This is a genomic window from Streptomyces sp. SudanB25_2051, from assembly GCF_964272635.1.
Lineage (GTDB): Bacteria > Actinomycetota > Actinomycetes > Streptomycetales > Streptomycetaceae > Streptomyces.
This window is the reverse complement of sequence record NZ_OZ186787.1, coordinates 4,545,323-4,563,321: the sequence shown is the minus strand read 5'-3', so window position 1 is coordinate 4,563,321 and position 17,999 is coordinate 4,545,323. Positions and strand designations below refer to the sequence as shown.

Annotated in this window: 13 protein-coding genes and 1 tRNA gene; 5 read left to right on the top strand and 9 right to left on the bottom strand. The window is 75.7% G+C overall.

The window, feature by feature from the left end; translation table 11 throughout:
* Positions 1-6: 6 nt before the first annotated feature.
* The gene (nrtL, locus tag ACSUPT_RS20655) at positions 7-1,218 is read right to left on the bottom strand and encodes an ArgS-related anticodon-binding protein NrtL (RefSeq protein ID WP_436945233.1); all 1,212 of its coding nucleotides are present in this window, start codon (positions 1,216-1,218) and stop codon (positions 7-9) included.
* Positions 1,219-1,506: 288 nt separating this feature from the next.
* Positions 1,507-2,031, bottom strand: coding sequence for a response regulator (locus ACSUPT_RS20650; protein WP_436945231.1), 525 nt, complete (start codon positions 2,029-2,031; stop codon positions 1,507-1,509).
* Between the two features lie 56 nt (positions 2,032-2,087).
* Here ACSUPT_RS20650 and ACSUPT_RS20645 point away from each other — a divergent pair.
* Positions 2,088-2,159 (top strand) — tRNA-Arg (locus tag ACSUPT_RS20645).
* 255 nt (positions 2,160-2,414) lie between these two features.
* Here ACSUPT_RS20645 and ACSUPT_RS20640 read toward each other — a convergent pair.
* Entirely contained in the window at positions 2,415-3,665 is a 1,251-nt protein-coding gene (locus ACSUPT_RS20640) for a hypothetical protein (RefSeq protein WP_436945229.1), read from the bottom strand.
* A 642-nt stretch (positions 3,666-4,307) separates the two neighbouring features.
* Here ACSUPT_RS20640 and ACSUPT_RS20635 point away from each other — a divergent pair.
* The gene (locus tag ACSUPT_RS20635; RefSeq protein ID WP_436945228.1) at positions 4,308-4,934 is read left to right on the top strand and encodes a hemerythrin domain-containing protein; all 627 of its coding nucleotides are present in this window, start codon (positions 4,308-4,310) and stop codon (positions 4,932-4,934) included.
* A 291-nt stretch (positions 4,935-5,225) separates the two neighbouring features.
* Positions 5,226-6,197, top strand: coding sequence for a type VII secretion protein (locus tag ACSUPT_RS20630; protein ID WP_351965809.1), 972 nt, complete (start codon positions 5,226-5,228; stop codon positions 6,195-6,197).
* A gap of 12 nt (positions 6,198-6,209) precedes the next feature.
* Here the strand turns inward: ACSUPT_RS20630 and ACSUPT_RS20625 are convergent, their stop codons facing one another.
* From ACSUPT_RS20625 to ACSUPT_RS20600, 6 genes are all read right to left on the bottom strand, one after another.
* Positions 6,210-7,529: an ABC transporter substrate-binding protein gene (locus tag ACSUPT_RS20625; protein WP_436945227.1), complete on the bottom strand. Its 1,320-nt coding sequence runs from the start codon at positions 7,527-7,529 to the stop codon at positions 6,210-6,212.
* Positions 7,526-8,452 (bottom strand): hypothetical protein, encoded by a 927-nt coding sequence (locus ACSUPT_RS20620; RefSeq protein ID WP_436945226.1) that lies wholly within the window; start codon positions 8,450-8,452, stop codon positions 7,526-7,528. Before ACSUPT_RS20620 ends, ACSUPT_RS20625 begins: the two co-directional genes overlap by 4 nt.
* A gap of 70 nt (positions 8,453-8,522) precedes the next feature.
* Positions 8,523-10,055, bottom strand: coding sequence for a VWA domain-containing protein (locus ACSUPT_RS20615; protein ID WP_436945224.1), 1,533 nt, complete (start codon positions 10,053-10,055; stop codon positions 8,523-8,525).
* A gap of 33 nt (positions 10,056-10,088) precedes the next feature.
* Complete coding sequence (locus ACSUPT_RS20610) at positions 10,089-12,578, bottom strand: tetratricopeptide repeat protein (protein WP_436945223.1); 2,490 nt, start codon at positions 12,576-12,578, stop codon at positions 10,089-10,091.
* Complete coding sequence (locus tag ACSUPT_RS20605) at positions 12,575-14,530, bottom strand: trypsin-like peptidase domain-containing protein (protein WP_436945222.1); 1,956 nt, start codon at positions 14,528-14,530, stop codon at positions 12,575-12,577. Before ACSUPT_RS20605 ends, ACSUPT_RS20610 begins: the two co-directional genes overlap by 4 nt.
* Positions 14,531-14,835: 305 nt before the next feature.
* Positions 14,836-15,957: a Ku protein gene (locus ACSUPT_RS20600; protein ID WP_436945220.1), complete on the bottom strand. Its 1,122-nt coding sequence runs from the start codon at positions 15,955-15,957 to the stop codon at positions 14,836-14,838.
* A gap of 41 nt (positions 15,958-15,998) precedes the next feature.
* Here ACSUPT_RS20600 and ligD point away from each other — a divergent pair, with 41 nt between their 5' ends.
* Together ligD and ACSUPT_RS20590 are read left to right on the top strand one after the other, a co-directional pair.
* Positions 15,999-16,892 carry a non-homologous end-joining DNA ligase gene (gene ligD, locus ACSUPT_RS20595; protein WP_361658759.1) on the top strand — a complete coding sequence of 298 codons (894 nt, stop codon included), beginning with the start codon at positions 15,999-16,001 and terminating at the stop codon, positions 16,890-16,892.
* A 20-nt stretch (positions 16,893-16,912) separates the two neighbouring features.
* Positions 16,913-17,803 (top strand): ATP-dependent DNA ligase, encoded by an 891-nt coding sequence (locus ACSUPT_RS20590; protein ID WP_351965866.1) that lies wholly within the window; start codon positions 16,913-16,915, stop codon positions 17,801-17,803.
* Positions 17,804-17,999: the final 196 nt, after the last annotated feature.

Below are 17,999 nucleotides of genomic sequence, written 5' to 3'. Positions count from 1 at the left end.
CTGCGGTCAGAGGTGGGCGGGGGCGCTGACGCCGAGCAGGGACAGGCCGCCGGCCAGCACCGTCCCGGCGGCTTCGGCGAGGGCGAGCCGGGAGCGGTGGGCGGCCGAGGGTTTCTCCTCACCGAGGGGCAGCACCGTGTGCTGGAACCCGAGGAACGCGTCGGCGAGCGCCTCCAGATGCCGGGCGAGCCGGTCGGGGGCGTGCTGCCGGGCGGCGGCGAGCAGGACGGAGGGGTGGTCGCCGAGCGCGGTGACCAGCTCCTGGGCGTGGACGTCCTCGTCGTACGCGGGCCCGAAGCCCAGGTCGGCGGCGTTGCGGAGCAGCGCGGCGGCGCGGGCGTGGGCGTACTGGACGGTGAAGAGGGTGTTGCCACTCGACTCCGTGAGGCGGAGGAGGGGCTCCGGGTCGAGGACCCGGTCGTGGGCCGCGGGCCGCAGCATGGCCCACCGCTGGGCGTCGGGCGGGAGGACAGCGGCGACGTCGTAGTGCGCGGGGTGGGGGCGGAGACGGAGCGGCTGGGTGTGGGGGGCGGGGGGCTGGGGGGTGCCGGGCTGGGGGGTGCCGGGCTGGGGGGTGCCGTGGCTGGGGGTGCCGTGGCTGGGGGCGTCGGACTGGGGGGCGGCGGCTGGCGGGGTGCCCTCGTGTGGGGTGCCGTGGCCGGGGACGTGCAGATGCGGGGCGACGGCTTGCGGGGTGCCGGGCTGGGCGAGGCGGGGGGCGTCGGGCTGGACGAGGCGGGCCGGGGCGCCCTGGGACCGGAGCAGGGCGACGACGGTGTGGGTGAGTACCTGCTGCCGCAGATCGGCGCCGTACGGGAGCGCGAACCGGACCTGGGCCTCGGGCAACCGGCTGAGGGCGTCCCCGTACCCGTACCGGAGCCCTTCCTCCCGTACGCGCTGGACGAGGAGGCGGCCGGCTGCGGCGCGGGCGTCGGGGCGGAGGGTGAGGTTGAGGAAGCCGGGGCCGGTGATGTCGACGCGCTCGATGCCGGGGGCGTCGAGGAGGCGCTCGCGCAGCACCTCGGCGACCTGCCGGGGCGGGAGGGCGGCGGGGCGGGCGAGCTGAAGGGCGGCGTTGGTGGTCCAGTCGCCGCGGCCACCGGGGCGGGGGCGCTCGACGGTGACGCGGGAGGGCACGTCGCGTATGGCTAGGACCCCGTCACCGACGGCACGTCGTACGGCGTGCAGCACGGTGAGCGTGAGGTCGGCGGGGGTCACGGGACAAGCGTAGGCGAGGAGGGGGGAGGGAACGCGAACCGGTTTCGCGATACGGTCACCCGCCACCGCCCGCACCACCCCTCCGGTGTCCACACCGACCACCCCCACGCCGAGGCCGCAGCCACACGCGCGCCCACGGCACCCGGCCCGGCGGCGCACCCCGCTGCTACGCCTGGTCCCGGCACCACGGCACTGCCCGGACCCATGGATCCACTCCGGCGGATGGCTCTGCCCGGCGTCATGAGGCTGCCGGCTCCAGGACACCCACCGACACGACGGCTCGCCCGCTCACCCCTGGCTGGTACCCGTCCGTCCGGTGCCGGGACGGCCGTCTATCGGGGGCAGGAGGAGCCCGCGTACCAGCTCGACGAGCTGGGTGGGCTCGAAGGGCTTGGGGAGGAAGGCGTCGACGCCGGCCTCCAGCCCCTGGGCCACCTCGTCCTGGTCGCACCCGCTGATGATGGCGACCGGCAGATGACGGGTCCGCTCGTCGGCGCGGAGCAGGGCGGCGGTGCGCAACCCGTCCAGCCGCGGCATGACCACGTCGAGCGTGATCACGTCGGGCTGGAACTCATGGACGACTTCCAGACATTCGGCACCGTCGGCCGCGGTCACGACCTCGAAGCCCTCAAGCTCGAGGTTGACCCTGATCAGCTGCCGGATGACCCGGTTGTCGTCCACAACCAGCACCCGACCGGAGACGCCTGACACAACTCGAGAGTAGGTCCCGCCCCACCCCCGCGTCCCGGTTTTCGCCACTTCTGCCCCTTGCGGGGGACCCCGACCACCCGACAGACGGAAATCCCTGTTCACAGGCACCCTCCGAGAGCTGGTAGGGTTCTACCCGTCGCCGCGAAACACCGGCGGACGCCCCCGTAGCTCAGGGGATAGAGCAACGGCCTCCGGAGCCGTGTGCGCAGGTTCGAATCCTGCCGGGGGCACTTCGCGAGAAGTGCCATCAAGGCGCTGGCCAGCAGAGATGCCGGTCGGCGCCTTTCTTGTGCCCATCCGGAGGAGATGCTGAGTCGACCCCGTCTCCGGATCGCGCACTCGGCTGCGTGATCCCATCGTCGGCGCCCTTCGTCGCAGTGGACGCCCCCGTCTGGGCCGCATGCGAGGTCTCCAACGGACGGTCCTGCAGCCGGGAGATGCGCTCGTGCGGCCGGCCCACGTGCGTGTGGGCGGCCGGTCAGCGCTCAGTCTTCAGTGTCGTGTTCCTCGCCTGCTCGTCGGCGGCGCACTCGTTCGGTGATGCCGTCGGCGAGCTTGTTCCTCACCGAACCGGCTCGGTCGAGGGCCTCGTTGCCGAAGCTCTTTGCCGCACCGACGCCCTTCGCCCCCGTCTCAAGCGCCTTGTCCCTGATCTCCGCCGCTGCGGCCGCCCAACGTCGTGCCTCCGACGACTGGTGACCCGACTCGATGCCGAGCCGCGCATGGAAGTCAAGGACGCCGGTCACGACCTCATTGCTCGACCGGACCACGGCCGGTGACTTGGTCGGGTGCAGCAGCACCTTCGCGTTGGCCGCTTCGGCGGCGGCGTACATCCGGGCCACCAGACGCTCGGTGCTCCGCGCGATGAGCTCCAGCCGGTTCTGCCGGGCGATCCGTATCCCGAGGCGGTGCCGGTTCAGCTCTTCCGGAGCCGCGTCCAGTACCCGGTCGAGTTCGAGTACGGCGACCGCGTCCTGCAGTTGGAAGCATCGAGCGAGAACGGCGAGCCACTCCTGGGCCTTGAGCTCGGTCCGCCTGGCCGCCTCGGCCAGCTCGCCGATCTTGGCCTTGCTCTCCATCTTCCCCGCCAATGCGTCGAGTTGACGCAGCGCGTAGGCCTGGCTCCTCGCGATCGTCTCCGACGTGTTCTGCACCTTCGACCACGTGATCTCGGAGACTCGCCCCACCTGCTCCCGGATGGTCATCGCTTCCTCGATCACGAACTCCGCCCCGACCATGTCCGCCAGCGCGGCGTCCTTCTGGGCGCGGAGCACGTCGTCGACCTTCTCGTCGATCGCGGCGAGATAGTCCGTGATCTCGTCCATGGCCTGCTGCATCGCGAGCTGCGCCATGACCGCCGCGACATTGGCCAGAGTCGCCGGGTTGGTCCGCAGCGGCCCGGGGCTCTTCGCGAATTCGACGAACCCCTTGATCCGCCCCCGGTCCCCCTTGAGAACGCCCGTGCTGAGGCCCGTCGTGGCGCTTTCCCGGAGCCCGTACTGGTCGACGCGCCGCGCGGACTCCCTGGTCAGCTTCACCCAGCGCCCTGAGCCGGCCGCGATGTCCGAACCCGCCTGCGCGGCTCCGGCCGCGCTACCGAGGGCCGACCGGAACCGTCGCGGAGCGAGGTCCTTCGAGGACAGCCCTTCGGAGACGAGGAAGCGTTCGACGGTCGCGTGATCCCCGATCACCGCCAGGCCGTCGCCGTCCCTGATCAGCTCGATCTCGCCTTCCATGGTCGCTCCTTTCGAGCCGCCCCGGACCGGGCTCTCCCCGGCGAGGGCACAGGTGTAGTCGTCGGCGCCCGCCGCTCCCCCAGGCGCGCGTCATGCGGTCGGGCGCGTCATGCGGTGGTGGTGCTCGGCGAGGACGAGGCCGTGCTGCGCTCGGTGCCGCACTCGCTCGACCCCGGGCTCGGGAGGATGGCGAGGCGCCGCCGCTGCACGCGCTGGCGGGCTGGTCGATCCGTTCAGGTGGTGAACAGGGCCGGCTAGGACACCGTCCGAGAGCCCCGCTCAGCCGCCTTCACACTATCGGGACGATCACCACTGTGACGGTCTGTTCCGCCGCCAACCGCCAAGGACCCGAACGGCCACCACGTCCTCACCGAACGGATGCCTCAGAACGCCGGCCCCTCGGCCCGCGCCACCTGCCCGACCGGCAGGAGGCGGCGCGCCGGCCGGCTCGTGTGGTGGCGGCAGGTCGCTCCGCTCGGACTGGCAGTCGTCCGCGCTGCGGCGGAATGTCACGGTCATGCGCCACGACACGGACGCTTTGGTGCGTTTGGGGGGAGAGTGGGAGGTGGGGTGCATTTTCTGGGGGAATCGGGAAACCCGCTCACGGCACCGTTGACCTTGCTGGACGCGAAAGGTTTCGCCATGGCCGATGACGTCATCACGATGATCAAGACTGACCACCGTGAGCTGGAACGCCTCTTCGACATGATGAAGAAGGAGAAGAGCTCCCGGCCGCTGGCGCTGCCCCTCGCCGTCGCCATGCTGGAGGCGCACAGCCGCGCCGAGGAGGAGTACGTGTACCCGGCTCTCGCCAAGGAGGCCGGGGAGAAGGAGGAGGCCCAGCACGCCACGGAGGAGCACCACGAGGCGGAGCACATGGGCAAGCACCTGCTGGAGCTGGACTGGGAGAGCGAAGAGTTCGACCAGGAGCTGGAGAAGTGGATCAGCGCCGTACGCCATCACGTCCAGGAGGAGGAGCAGGAGCTGCTGCCCGCGCTCGGGGAGGCCCTCGACGCGGAGCGGCTGCGGCAGCTGGGCCTGGAGTTCGCCGGGCAGCGGTCCGAGGAGCTCGCCGGCACCGCCGTCCACACGGGTGACGGCCGGCCCGCCGAGCAGCGCGGCAGCAGCGGCAGCGACAACGGCGGCAGCGGCATGACGCGTGCCGAGCTGTACGAGAAGGCCCGCGAGCTGGGCGTCGAGGGCCGCTCCCACATGAACAAGGACGAGCTCGCCGAGCAGGTGCGGGAGGCCGGCGGCGGCAACGCCTGACGGGGGTGTGCGGGCGGAGTGGATCCGCGGTGCGTGGAGCGGTGTCGGGCGGGGGCGGCTGAGGGGTTCGTACGGGGTTCAGGGGATTGCCGTCGCCGGCGTTGCCGGCGGCGGCTTTTTCCGCGCCGTTCAACCACGCGTCCCCGATGGTAGGTTCGAACGCGTGAGTGCAGTGGGCCTGATACGGGGTGCGCGCGGACTGGAGCCGGGGGGCGGGCGGCGGATGGGCGGTGGCCTTCCGGGTGGTGCGGGGCCGCGTCCCCCGCGGGCGCCGCTCACGGGAGGTGCCGCATGACGCGCGGCGACCATCTGATGCGCAGGCCCTACGTGCCGCTGCCCGCGCCCGAGTCCGTGCCCACCGTCGACGCGCGGCTCGCCTCCGCCCTGGGCCAACCCCAGCACGGCGACTCCGCCGCGCGGCGCGTCGCCGAGTCGCTGCGCGGGCTCGCCGGCTCCGCCGCCAAGGACGCCGCCGCACCGCACGGCCCCGCCGGGTGCGAGGTACGGCTGCCCGTGCCCAGCGGCCGCGTCATCGCCGTCACGTCCATCCGCGGCGGGGTGGGCAAGTCCACGGTCGCCGCGCTCCTCGGGCGTACGTTCACGCGGCTGCGGCCCGACCCCGTGCTCACCCTGGAGGCCGACGCCGCGCTCGGCACGCTCGCCGTGCGCATGGGCGCCCCGTCCGTACGGTGGTCCTGCCCGGAGCTCGCCCGCATCCTGACGCCGCGCATGGACCTGAACGACATCACCGGCTACCTCGTGCCGGTCACCGACGGCGGCTGGCTGCTCCCCGCGAGCCAGGGCCGCGTCGGGCCGCCGCTGGACGTGCCCACGTACCGGACCGTCTCCCTCGCGCTGCGCCGCCACTTCGCCGTCACCGTCGTCGACTGCGAGACCCTGCCCGGCGAGGTCGCCCGTACGGCCATGGACACCGCCCACGCCCGGGTCATCGTCGCGCCGCGCACCGCCGAGGGCGTGGGCGGCACCCGCGTCGTCCTCGACTGGCTCGGCGGGCTGCCGCACCGGCGCGCCATCGACAGCACCGTCGTCGTCCTGACCTCCAACGCCCCGGACATGACCCTCGATCTGAAGACGGCCGTCGCCCATCTGCGCGAGCCGGGCGTGACCGTGCTCCCGCTGCCGTACGACCGCCATCTCGCCCAGGGCGGCCCCATCCACCCCGCCCGTCTGGCCCGCGCCACGAACGACGCCGCCGTCGAGCTCGCCGGTACGGCCCTGCGCCGCGCCCTGGGGCTGCGGTAGCCGCCGGTGCGCTCAGCCGTTGCCGCACACCGTCGGCAGCCACGCCGCGTCCTTGTGGCGTGAGCGCACCTCCTCCAGGACCGCCAGCCGCTCCGGCAGCTCCCGCGGGGCCACCAGGAACCGCAGCGCCGCCTGGTGGAAGGCGTCCCGCATGGCCGGCGGCATCGCGTCGCTGGCGTCCCAGCAGCGCATCGTGCCCCGGCCGCGCAGCGTCGCGTCGATGCGGCCCGCCATGGGGTCGGCGTCGTACCGCCCCGCCGGCACCGCCCTGTTGGCGGTGAAGCCCAGTTGCGCGGTGCCCGGGTCCGCGAGGTGCCGGATCAGCGCCCGCGCCTCGGGGGTGTCCCGCAGCATGGCCGCCAGGTCGCCCGACACCTCCCAGGCCGTCAGGTCCCGCCGGGCGCCCGGCACCACGGCCCTGGAGTGGACGTACGTGCCGCGCGCCGCCGTCCAGTGCGCGCCCGACCGGACGAACGCCGCCTGGTGCTCCAGCCGCTCCGTCCTGCACGCCGGGCGCGAACCGCCCCACGGGTCGGCGTAGTTGGCGAGCAGCGCGCGCTCCACGCGCCGCCGGTCGCCCGCGCCGACGAGGTCGCCCCACGTCGTCCACGCCCTGCGCACGGCCCCGTCCGTCCAGGGCAGCCGGCCCGTCGCCCACTTCTGGTACGTCTCCCAGCCCGCCTGCTGGAGCAGCACGTCCTCCACCCAGTCGGTGCCCGGCCAGCCGGACGTGGCGCCGGACTCCAGGGCGAGGCACCACTCCCCCGGGTCCCGCGCGATCCGCGCGGCCTCGGCCTCCGTGAGGGCGCCCGGGTGCCACACCATGCTCTTCAGGTCGGCCTTCACCGGCACCCAGTGGACGGCGCCCGCCAGTTCGGGCGCCCACATCGGGTCGTAGTGGTCCGGGTCGAACAGGCCGTCCAGCGGCTTGAGCCTGCCCTGCCGGGCGTACGCGGCGAGCTCCCCCGGGCCCGGCATGACGACCACGTCCGGGGGCGTGCCCGCCTCCACGTCGGCGGCCAGCACCTGGCTCTCGGCCGAACTGCCCTGGTACACCACCCGGATGCGGTGCTCCCGCTCGAACGGCTCCAGCACCTGGCGCCGGAACCGCTCCTCGTCGCCGCCGGTCCAGTTGCCCAGCAGCGTCACCGAGCCCTCCCAGCGGCGCGCCCACTCCACCCCGGCGACCACGCCCGCCGCGAGGAGCGACAGGCACAGCGCCACGATCGCGTACGTACGCCGCCTGCCGCGCGGCGGCGCCCCGGCCCGGCCCCCCGGCCGCGCGCCCGCCCGGCCGCCGCCCGTCCGCTCCCCCGCTCCCCCGCCGCTCATCGGCGCGTCCCGGCGCGGTACTCGGCGATGCGCGGCAGCAGGCCGCTCACGGACAGGGCCACCAGGGCCACCCCTCCCACGAGTATCCAGTCGGACGCCGCCGCCCGTACGTCCACGTCGGCCAGGTGTGCGGCGACCCGCGCGCCCGCCGTGGCGATGCCGTCGCCGGTCGGCTCGCCCCTCAGTTCGCGCAGCGCCTCCGCCGTCGCCCCGCGCGTGCGCAGCGTGAGCCACGCCAGCGTCGCGGCGCCCGCCGCCCACAGCGCCGCCGCGGCCAGCATCGGCGCGTCGGCCAGGGCGCGGAACCGGCGGCGGGTGAACCGCTGGGCCTCCCACAGCGCCGCGCACAGGGCGGTGAACAGCGCGGCCGCCGCCGCCCACGCGAGGGTCAGCGGCGTCCCGAGCGCCGCCTGCCGGTCGGCCACGGCCAGCTGCCGGGCCCGCAGTTCGTCGAGCCGGCCCATGATGTCCTCGTCCGTGCCGGGCGCGTCCAGGACGCGGTCGGCGTAGTGGAGGTACGCGGTGCGCAGCGGGGAGCCGGCCGGTTCGCGGTGGGCCTGCTCGACCCATCCGGAGTAGACGGCGATCAGGCCGGTGACCGTCTGGAGGGTGCGGCGGCCCTCGATGCCGGTGACGTTCTCGGACGCGGCGAGCGCGAGCGCCTGGTGGGCGACGGACACCCGCGTCTGGAAGGCCCCGGTGCCCGCGCCCTCCAGGCCGGCCTCGGGGACGGCGGCGCGGGCCAGGCCCAGCGCGGACCTGGCCGTGTCGACGGCGAGCACTCCGGGCGAACTGGCCCCGGCCAGGCGCGCCGCGTCGTCGTGGACGGCCCGGTACGCGCCGAACAGGACGAGCGTCGTGGCCAGTCCGAGGGCCACCAGGAGTGTGACGCGGACCCGCAGGTCGTGCGCGGTGGTGCTCACGGCCGCTCCCGGAGACGCGGGGTGTCGGTGGTGCCCGCGGCCGCTCCCGGGGGCGGGGTGCCGGTGGCGCTCACGGCCGCTCCCTCAGGGCGTGGCCGCAGCGGGGGCAGAAGCGGGCCGCGGCCGGGGCCCGGCCGTCGCACGCCGGGCAGGCCACCGTGGCCGTGGCGGCGCCCGGTGCGCCGAGCGGGTCGTCCTCGTCCTGCTCGGGGCCGTAGGTGCTGTGGCTGCTCGCGGTGATGAGGTGCTCGAAGTCGACGGGGGCGAGGTCGGGGCGCAGCCGCACCCGTCCGGTGGCCGCGTCCTCGATGTGCACGAGCCGGCGGAGGTCGGCGAGCGGGCGGGCGGCGCCGACCGTGTGGGCGAGCCGGACGCCCCGGCCGAGGTGCTGCTCGGCTGCCCGGTGGTCGCCCCCGCGGTAGGCGTCGGCCGCGGCGGCGACGGCCTGGCCGAGCTCCCCGTACAGCTGGAAGTGGGCGACCTGGGTGTCGGTGTGCCGGGACAGGGCCGGGTCGTCCGTCCAGTGGACGACGCAGGGCAGGGGCGGCGGCAGGCGCAGGCCGCGCTCGGCGGCGGGTGCCGCGAGGGCGACGACGGCCAGTTGCAGGTCCTCGCGGCGGGGCCGGCCGGTCGGGTCGGCGGCGAGGCACAGGTGGTAGCGGCGGGTCTCGTCGCCCCAGGCGCGGGTGGTGTAGCGCAGGGTGCCGCCGGGGCCGGGCGGGCCCGCGGGCTCCAGGTCGGCCTCCGTGGGGAACACCTGCTTCAGGTACCGCACGCGGGCGCCGGGCACGGGCGTGACCTCGACGGTCAGCTCGGGGACGGTCTTGGTGAGCAGCCGGGCGGTGAGCTTCTCGTACTCGCCGGGCAGCGCGGACTCCTCCCGTACGGCTCCGGCGCTGCCGTGCAGCCGGCGGGTGACGCGCAGCAGTTCGCGGGCGTCCCAGCCGTCGCCGATGCCCCAGGCGTCGCAGACGAACCGGCCTTCCCAGGTGTCCAGTACGGCGTCGAGCGGCATGGCGTGGTCGTGCTCGTTCTTGCCGTCCGTCAGGAGCAGGACGTGGCCGATGGGCGCGCCCTGTGCGTCGAGGAGCCGGCCGGCCAGGTCGAGCCAGGCGCCGATGCAGGTGCCGCCGCCCGCGACCAGCCGGTGCAGGGCGGACTCGGCGCCGCGGCGCCGGCCGGCGGACGCGCGGGCCATCCGCTCCTGCTGCGGGTAGACCATGGCGGCGTCCTCGGTGCCCTGGACGACGGCGAACGGCGTGCCGGGCGGCAGCATGCGGATGGCTGCGGCGGCGGCCTGGCGGGCGGCGCGGAACTTCTCCTGCGGCCAGGTCATGGAGCCGGAGCAGTCCACGACCAGCACCTGGGCGAGGAGGCCGGCCGCCGCGGTACCGGCACCCTCCGCTCCGGGGCTCGCTGATCCGGTGTCTCCGGTTCCGGCCGCGGCGCCGGACCGCGCCTGGCGTCCGGTGCCGTTCACGCGGACGGTGAGCACCGCGTGCATCTCCTGTTCGCGGGTCTGTGCCGACAGGTACTTCCACTGGCTGATCTCCAGGCCGGCCGTCGTCCCCGCCGTGCCGTCCCCTGTGCTTCCCGGCGTCATGTCCTCGCGTTCCCCTCGTCGCGTGTGGGCGCCTCAGCCTTGTCTCTTCCCCCGCGGCCGTGCCGGTACGAGCCGCAGCCGCGGCGGCGGGAGGACCGCGTACGACCGGTCGAGCAGGTCGCCGCGCAGATCGCCGCCCGGCGGGCCGGCGTCCCGCGCCTGATCGGCGAGGGCCCGCAGGGAGCGGGAGAGCAGCCGGCTCAGCGCCGGGACGCTGTCCTCGTCGCCGAACACCTCGCCCGCCGGGAAGCCGGGCCCCCATCCGCCGGGCGGCCGGCAGTCGAGGGCGCTCTCGCGCAGTTCGGCGAGCAGCCGGTCGCGGGCCTCGCCGATCTCGCCGGTCCGGGCCAGCTCCGCGAACCGCCCGGCGGCCTCCCGCAGGTGGGCGGCGCTCGGCCCGCCGTCCCCGGCCGGTGTCCCGGGGGCGCCCGCCGGGTCCGTGCCCGTGCCGTGCGCGGCCCCGGCGCCCGGCAGCCGTCCGGCGAGGGCGCGCACCGCGGCGACGCGGGCCGTGTCGTGGTGGCGGGACGTCGAGGGGACGCCGTCCAGTACGGCGACGGCGCCCTCCCGGTCGCCGCCGCGCAGCCGGACCCGCGCCAGGCCGAAGGCCGCGCTGCCCTGCGTACGGTCGCGCTGCCACACGGCCTCGTAGTAGTCGCGGGTCCGCTCCTCGTCGGCGCCGAGGTACTCGGAGCAGTAGCCGAGCGCCAGCTTGGGCGCCCACTCGCCGGGCAGGGCCGCGTACACGGCGGCGAACTCCTCCTCGGCGGCCCGCACCTGGCTCTCCGCCAGCCGTACGAGCCCCCGGTGCCAGGAGACCCGCCAGTCGTACGCGCCCGCGCCCCGCCGCCGCGCCTCCTCCAGCCAGCGCCCGGCCTCGTCGGGGGCGCCCCCGCGCGCGTACGCGCGGCACAGCCACAGCGCGGCCTCCGCGGTGCCCAGCGCCGGGTCCTGCGCGGCCTGTTCGGCGACGCGCTCGGGGCTGCGCGCGGCGAGCCCGCCGAGGAGCACGGCGGCCGGGTCGTCCGGGTCGGGGATCGGTACGGGCAGGCCCCGCACGGCCTCCGCCGGCTCGGGGGCGGCCACGGGCAGGGCGCGGGGCCCGTCCGGGGCGGCGGCCCAGTGGGCGAGGTCCGGGGCGGTGCCGAGCGCGGCGCCGAACAGCGCGCCCGTGGGCGTGAACCGGGTGGAGCGCTCCGGGTACGGCTCGTGCCAGGTCAGGGCCTGGTGCTCGCGCAGCACCTCCCACAACTGGCGGGACATCTCGGCGGCCGAGGTGAACCGGGCGGCCGGCTCCGGGTGGGTGGCGCGGCGGACCAGCGCGTCGAACGAGCGGGCGGCGAGCCCGGACGCGGGGGCGGCGCGGACGGCGAGCGCCTGGAGGGTGCGGCCGACCGTGTACAGGTCGCTGTCGACGTGGAAGCCGCGTTCGTCGCGCTCCCGCTTGGGCGGGGCGTAGTCGCGGGTGTAGACGAGGCCGGAGGTGCGGTCGTCGGCGCGGCGGATGGCGCCGAGGTCGATGACCTTGATGTCGCGGCCGTAGTGGATGACGTTGTCGGGCTTCATGTCGCAGTACAGGAGGCCCTGGTCGTGGAGGTACTCCAGCGCGCCGAGGATCTTGCAGCCGTAGGTGATCACATGGTCGATGCCGAAGGGGCGGCCGAAGAGCGCGGTCAGCTCCTCGTCGGACGCGTGCCGCAGCCAGGCGAGGGAGCGGCCGGCGATGTACTCCATGACGATGTAGCCGGTCGGCTCGTCGTCGCCGGGCGCCTGGTGCTGGACGTACGTGATGATGCGGACGATGTCGCGGTGGTGGAGCGTGGTGAGCGAGCGGCGCTCCTCGACGGCGGAGCGGCGGGCGACGGCGTCGCTGGTGTTGATGAGGCCCTTGAGGACGACGAGGTGGTCGGGGACCTTGGTGTCCTCGGCGAGGTAGACCCAGCCGAGGCCGCCGGCCGCGAGGTAGCCGAGGACGCGGTAGTGGCCGCCGACGGTGTCGCCGGGGCGGAGGCGGGGCTCGAAGGAGTACGGGCGGCCGCATTCGGGGCAGAACCCGTGGTCGGGCGCGGGGCCGCCGTCGTAGGCGACGCCGATGGTGCCGGTGCAGTTCTCGAAGCCGCAGCGGCGGCCTCCGGAGGGCGGGCGCGCGGTGGTGCTCGCGGCGACGGCGGGCGCGGGGGCGTCGACGTGCGGGAGGAGGACGAGGCCGTCGCGGTCCAGCGGGGCGGGCGCGGTGGACGAGGCGGCCGGGGCCGGCGGGGTCGGCGGGGTCGGCGGGGTCGGCGGGGATGCGGCGGCGGGGGTGGCGGGTGAGGCGGGTGTGCCTGGTGAGGAGGCACTCGGCCGGTGCCCGGTCGGTCGCGGACGCGGGACCGCGGGCCCGGGTGCGGGGGCGGGCGCGGGCGCGGAGGCGGGCGGGGCCGCGGGGAGGGCCAGCCGGTGGCAGGTGTCGCAGAAGCCGGTGACCATGACGGTGCCGGCGCAGCCGGGCCTGCCGCAGGGTCTGGGCGCGGTGGTCGTCATGACGGCTCCGCACCTCCCCTCTCCCGCCGGTTCCGGCCGGGTCCCGCCTCTTCCCGCCCGCAGGCGGCCGCGCCGCCTCCGGCCGTATCCGCGACCTGTCCGGGCCCGCCGTGCGGGGCCGCGTCGTGGCCGGCCGCGTCGTGGCGGGCGGCGTCGTGGCGGGCCGTCGCGGGATCGTGCCGGGCCGCGTCGTGGCGGGCCGTCGCCGGGTCGGCGCGCTCGACCAGGGCCGTGTACGCCTCCACGGCCTCCTCCGCGGCGCGCACATCGCACGGTCGGGCGCGCAGCAGCCGGTGCGCGCGCCGGTAGAGGGCGTCGGCGTCCAGGTCCTCGGCGCCCTGCGTGAGGCTCCGGTGGAGGGCGTGGTAGCCGTCGAGGCGGCCGAGGAGTTCGCCCCGGCGGCGGCGCAGCGCCTCCAGGCGGCCGGCCGCGGCGTGCAGGCGGGCGCCGAGCCGGTCGGCGAGCCGCTCGTACGCGGCCAGGTCGGTCACGTCGGCGGGGCGTCCGGGCGGGTCCGCCGTCGCGGGGTCCGCGCCGGGGCCGGCGCCGTGGCCCGTGGCGGGTCCGGCCCGGCGGTCGGCGGCGGTGAGCAGGTGCAGGGCGGCGCCTGCCCGGTAGAGGGCGTCGTGGACGGCGGCGGGGTCGTCCGCCCGTACGGTCGCCATGGCCTCGCCCAGGGAGGCGGCGAGCGGTCCGGTCAGCTCGCGCAGCCGGGCGACGAGCCGGGCGCGGCGCTCCCGGCCGGGTCCGTCGACCAGGACGTCGCGGGCGCGCGCGTGGACGGGGCCGGTGTCGCGGAAGACGAGGAGGAGGCGGCAGCCGCGCTCCCGCAGCACGGCGAGGAGGTCGAGGAGGGCGGGCGGGTCGGCGGCCTGGTCGACGCCGACGACGACGAGGGTGAGGGGGACGCCGCCGGTCCTGATCCGCTCGACGGCGCGGTCCGCGGGGTCGGTGTGGTGCCGCCACAGGCCCATGCGTTCGGCGACCCGTTCGGCGGTCTCGGCCGCCGTGGCGCCGGTGACGTCGACGGCCAGGTCGTGGCCGCCCGCCGAGGGGACCGTGCCGGGCGCGTCGAGGGAGGCCCGGTCGACGGAGGCCGAGGTGCGTAACTCCCGGTCGGCGAGGGTGATGGCGCGCAGCAGGGTCGCGGAGCGGGCGTGCTGCGAGGGGCGTACGAGGCTGATCTTCACCTGGTCGCCGTCGCCGCGCAGCCAGGCGGCGAGGCGCTGGGCGTACGGCTCGTCGAGGGCCGGTGCGGGCGGCGTGCCGTCGGTGCGGGAGCGGAGCCGGTCGTCGACGGCGGCGGGGCCGCGCGTCCAGCGGGCGACCCGCGGCAGGTGCCGGACGATCGTCTCGGCGGGGCTCATGAACGAGAACGCGTTGCCGTGCCGGTCGCGCACGTTGGTGAGGACGATGCCGATGACCTCGCCCGTCAGATCGTCGACGACGCCCGCGCCGCCGCATCCGGGACCGGCGAGTCCGCCGGGGGTCCGCGGGCCGAGCCGGACCTGCCCGTCGCGTCCGCAGCCGCCGACGATGGCGGCGCGCAGCCAGACGCCGCCGCTTTGCCCGTGCGGGAAGCCGTACATGCGGACCGTGCGGTGCGGGGCGGACAGGCGGCGCAGGGTGACGGTCTCGTGGGCGGGCCTGGGCCGTTCGAGGCGCAGGAGGGCGACGTCGCCGCTGGGGTCGCCGTCCGCGTCGCGGGTCTCGGGGACGTACGCGTCCTCGTCCACGCGGGCGGTGACGGCGGGCACCCGGGGGCCGGGCGCGCCGACGAACTCGGCGGTGACGTGCGAGCCGGGTGGGACGACATGGGCGCAGGTGAGGACGGCATCGGGGCTCAACAGAACGCCCGCACCGGCGATTTCGCCGTTCGCCCACCGGATGCGGACCGCCCACGGCGGGGTTGTCGAGGAAGGATCGGCGCTGATACCCCCGTCGGCCACCATGGTCGGCACTATACGCGCGGGTCACGTTCCGCCCCATAGTCGTCACGCGACCCGGTGTCCGCCGGCCCCGGAGTACGGGGGTGCACAAGGGAGTTCACGATCCCGCCGAGGCGGTGACGGCCGCACCGGGCGGGCGGGCCGCCCCCGGACGCCCGTCGGGTGCGGGTGGAGCCGGCCCCGGAGTACGGGGGCGGCCGGCTGCGCGGCGCGGCACCCCGCCGCCCCGCCCTTCCACCGACCGGCCGCCGCGCTCGGGCCGGTGCCGCCCCCTCGCGGGCGCCGCCGACCACGCGGCGGCAGCGGGGCTAGGCGGACTTCCTGCGCGGGGCGGACTTCTTCGCCGCCGTCTTCTTCGCGCCGCCCGCGGAGGTCTTGCGTTCGGTGGTCTTCTTCGCCGCGGACTTCGACGCCGACTTCGCCGTCGTCTTCTTCGCGGCGGGCTTCGCCGCGGTCTTCTTCGCCGTCGACTTGCGGGCCGGTTCCTCGTCGGACGTCTTCGCGGTTCTGGCCGTGGACTTGCGGCCGCCGCTCGCCTTGGGCGCCGCCGGGGCCTTCGGGGGCGTCCGGCGGGGCAGCTCCGTGACGGACGCGGCCTCGTCCCCGGCGGCCTCCCCGCCTTCTTCGGCCTTCCCCGCCGGGGCCTCCTCGCCGCGGGCCTCGCGGGCGGCCCGCACGCTGCTTTCCAGCGCCGCCATGAGGTCGATGACCTGCGCGCCCTTCTCCGGCTTGGCCTCCGCGGGGACCTCCACGGCGCCCTCCGCCTTGGCCGCGATCAGCTCCTCGACCGCCTCGCGGTAGTCGTCGTGGAGGGTGCTGATGTCCACCTCCCCGAGCGTGTCCATCAGGGCGTCCGCGAGGTCGAGCTCGGCGTCGCGGACCGTGACCGCCGTGTCGGGCGCGACGCCCTCCGGCCGGCGGATCTCGTCCGGCCAGAGCAGGCCGTGCATGGCGATCACGTCGTCCACCACCCGCAGCATGCCGAGCCGCTCGCGGCCGCGCAGCGCGAACTTGGCGATGGCGACCCGTTCGCTGCGCTTGAGCGCCTCCCTCAGCAGCGTGTACGGCTTGGCGGCGGGCACGCCGTTCGCCGCGAGGTAGTAGGCGGCGTCCAGCTGGAGCGGGTCGATCTCGGACTCCGGTACGAACGCGACGATCTCGATGGTCTTGGCCGTCGGCAGCGGCAGCGCGGCCAGGTCCTCGTCGGTGATCGGGATCATGGTCCCGTCGGCTTCCTCGTACGCCTTGCCGATCTCCGCCGTCGAGACCTCCTCGCCGTCCAGCTCGCACACCTTGCGGTAGCGGATGCGGCCGCCGTCGGCGGTGTGGATCTGCCGGAAGGAGACGGAGCGGTTCTCGGTCGCGTTCACCAGTTTGATCGGAATGCTGACAAGGCCGAAGGAGATAGCGCCGTTCCAGATGGATCGCACGGTTCATCCCTTTCGTCCCGAAATCGTGGGATTCTCATCCTATGACGCCGATCACGGAGGTGGAGGGGCGGCGCCTCGCGCTCAGCAACCTGGACAAGGTCATCCACCCGGCCACGAGCACCACCAAGGGCGAGATCCTGCACTACTACGCGGTCGTCGCCGAGGCGCTGCTGCCGCATCTGCGCGACCGGCCCCTGTCGTTCCTGCGCTACCCGGACGGCCCCGACGGGCAGCTGTTCTTCACCAAGAACCCGCCGCCCGGCACGCCCGACTGGGTGAGGACGGCGCCCGTCCCCCGCACGGAGGACCCGCGCGCCCGGCAGGTCGTGGTCGAGGACCTGCCGTCGCTGATGTGGGCGGCGAACCTGGTCGTGGAGTTCCACACGCCGCAGTGGCGGGCCGCCGCCCCGGCCGTCGCCGACCGGCTCGTCTTCGACCTGGACCCGGGCCCGCCCGCGACCGTGGTCGAGTGCTGCCGGGTCGCCCTGTGGCTGCGCGAGCGGCTCGCGGCCGACGGCCTCACCGCGTACGCCAAGACCTCCGGCGCCAAGGGCCTGCACCTGTACGTGCCGGTCGAGCCGACGCCGTCGGAGGAGGTGTCCGCGTACGCCAGGAGCCTCGCCGTCGAGGCGGAGGCCGAGCACCCCCGGCACGTCGTGCACCGGATGGCGAAGGCGCTGCGGCCCGGCAAGGTCTTCGTGGACCACAGCCAGAACGCCGCCGCGAAGACCACCGCCGCCCCCTACACCCTGCGCGCCCGCCGGCTGCCGGCCGTCTCCACGCCGCTGACGTGGGAGGAGGTCGAGGCGTGCGGCGATCCGGCGCAGCTGGTGTTCCTGCTGGACGACCTCGGGCCGCGCCTGCAGCGGTACGGCGACCTGCTGCGGCCGCTCGTGGAGCACGAGGACGCGGGGCCGCTGCCCGGGGCGTCGTGAAGGGCCCCGTCGTGCCGCCCGTGCGGGTGGCGCTCGCGGAGACGGTCGGCACCCTGCCGCGCGATCCGGGACGCCTGGCGTACGAACCCAAGTTCGACGGGCACCGGATGGTGATGTTCCGGGGCGGGCCCGGCGAGGTGGTCCTCCAGGCGCGGTCGGGGCGGCTGGTCACGGCCGCGTTCCCGGACCTCGCGGAGGCCGCCCGCGCCCTGCCGGACGGCACGGTGCTGGACGGGGAGGTCGTCGTCTGGTCGGGCGGCCGGATCGACTTCGCGGCCGTGCAGGGGCGCGCCGCGGCCACCCCCGGCCGGGCGCCCGCGCTGGCGCGGCGGCTGCCCGCGTCGTACGCCGCCTTCGACGTGCTGGCCGCGGACGGCGCCGACCTGCGCCCCGCCCCGTACACCCGGCGGCGCGCGCGCCTGGAGGAGCTGCTGGCGGAGCTGGGCCCGCCGATCCAGGCGGTGCCGGTGACCACGGACCCGGACGTGGCGGAGGACTGGTTCGAGACGCTGACGGCCGCCGGGATCGAGGGACTGATGGTGAAGCGGCTCGACGAGCCGTACAAGCCGGGCCGCCGCGCGTGGCGCAAGCTGCGGCACACGGACACGCGGGACGCGGTGGTGATCGGCTTCACCGGCCCGCGCGAGCGCCCCGCCGCGCTCGTCCTGGTCCTCCCGGACGACGACACCCCGGTCGTGTCCAGCCCGCTCACGCCCCGGCTGCGCACCGAGGCGGGCGCCGTGCTGCGCGGCCTGCCGGAGGCGGAGGGCGGCGGCACGGCGCAGGCGGTGGGCATGGGCGAGGTCGCCTACCGGTCGGTGCCGCCCGCGCTGGAGGCGGAGGTCGCGCAGGGCACCACCCGGCACACGGTCACCACGGTCCTGCGCCTCAAGGAACCGCCGCCTCCCTGACGCACCGTCAGGCGCGCGCCGGGAGCAAGGAGTGGCACGGCGTGCAGGAGCGGCCGGCCGGTCCCGCGCCCCTCCCGGACGGCCTGCGCGACCCGACGTCAGGACGGTCCGCGAACGGGTGTCCGGGCGGCCCGCGAGCGGGCAGGAATCCGTAAAAGCGGCGTACGAAGACGTGTCCGACGCGTGTCCCGGGCGT

Bases quoted from the DNA above. Each gene is read 5' to 3' on its own strand.
- ACSUPT_RS20625 (WP_436945227.1), bottom strand. From the start codon at position 7,529: ATGAGCGGCGGGGGAGCGGGGGAGCGGACGGGCGGCGGCCGGGCGGGC.
- ACSUPT_RS20635 (WP_436945228.1), top strand. From the start codon at position 4,308: ATGGCCGATGACGTCATCACGATGATCAAGACTGACCACCGTGAGCTG.
- ACSUPT_RS20610 (WP_436945223.1), bottom strand. From the start codon at position 12,578: ATGACGACCACCGCGCCCAGACCCTGCGGCAGGCCCGGCTGCGCCGGC.
- ACSUPT_RS20640 (WP_436945229.1), bottom strand. From the start codon at position 3,665: ATGGAAGGCGAGATCGAGCTGATCAGGGACGGCGACGGCCTGGCGGTG.
- ACSUPT_RS20615 (WP_436945224.1), bottom strand. From the start codon at position 10,055: ATGACGCCGGGAAGCACAGGGGACGGCACGGCGGGGACGACGGCCGGC.
- ACSUPT_RS20605 (WP_436945222.1), bottom strand. From the start codon at position 14,530: ATGGTGGCCGACGGGGGTATCAGCGCCGATCCTTCCTCGACAACCCCG.
- ligD (WP_361658759.1), top strand. From the start codon at position 15,999: ATGACGCCGATCACGGAGGTGGAGGGGCGGCGCCTCGCGCTCAGCAAC.
- ACSUPT_RS20630 (WP_351965809.1), top strand. From the start codon at position 5,226: ATGACGCGCGGCGACCATCTGATGCGCAGGCCCTACGTGCCGCTGCCC.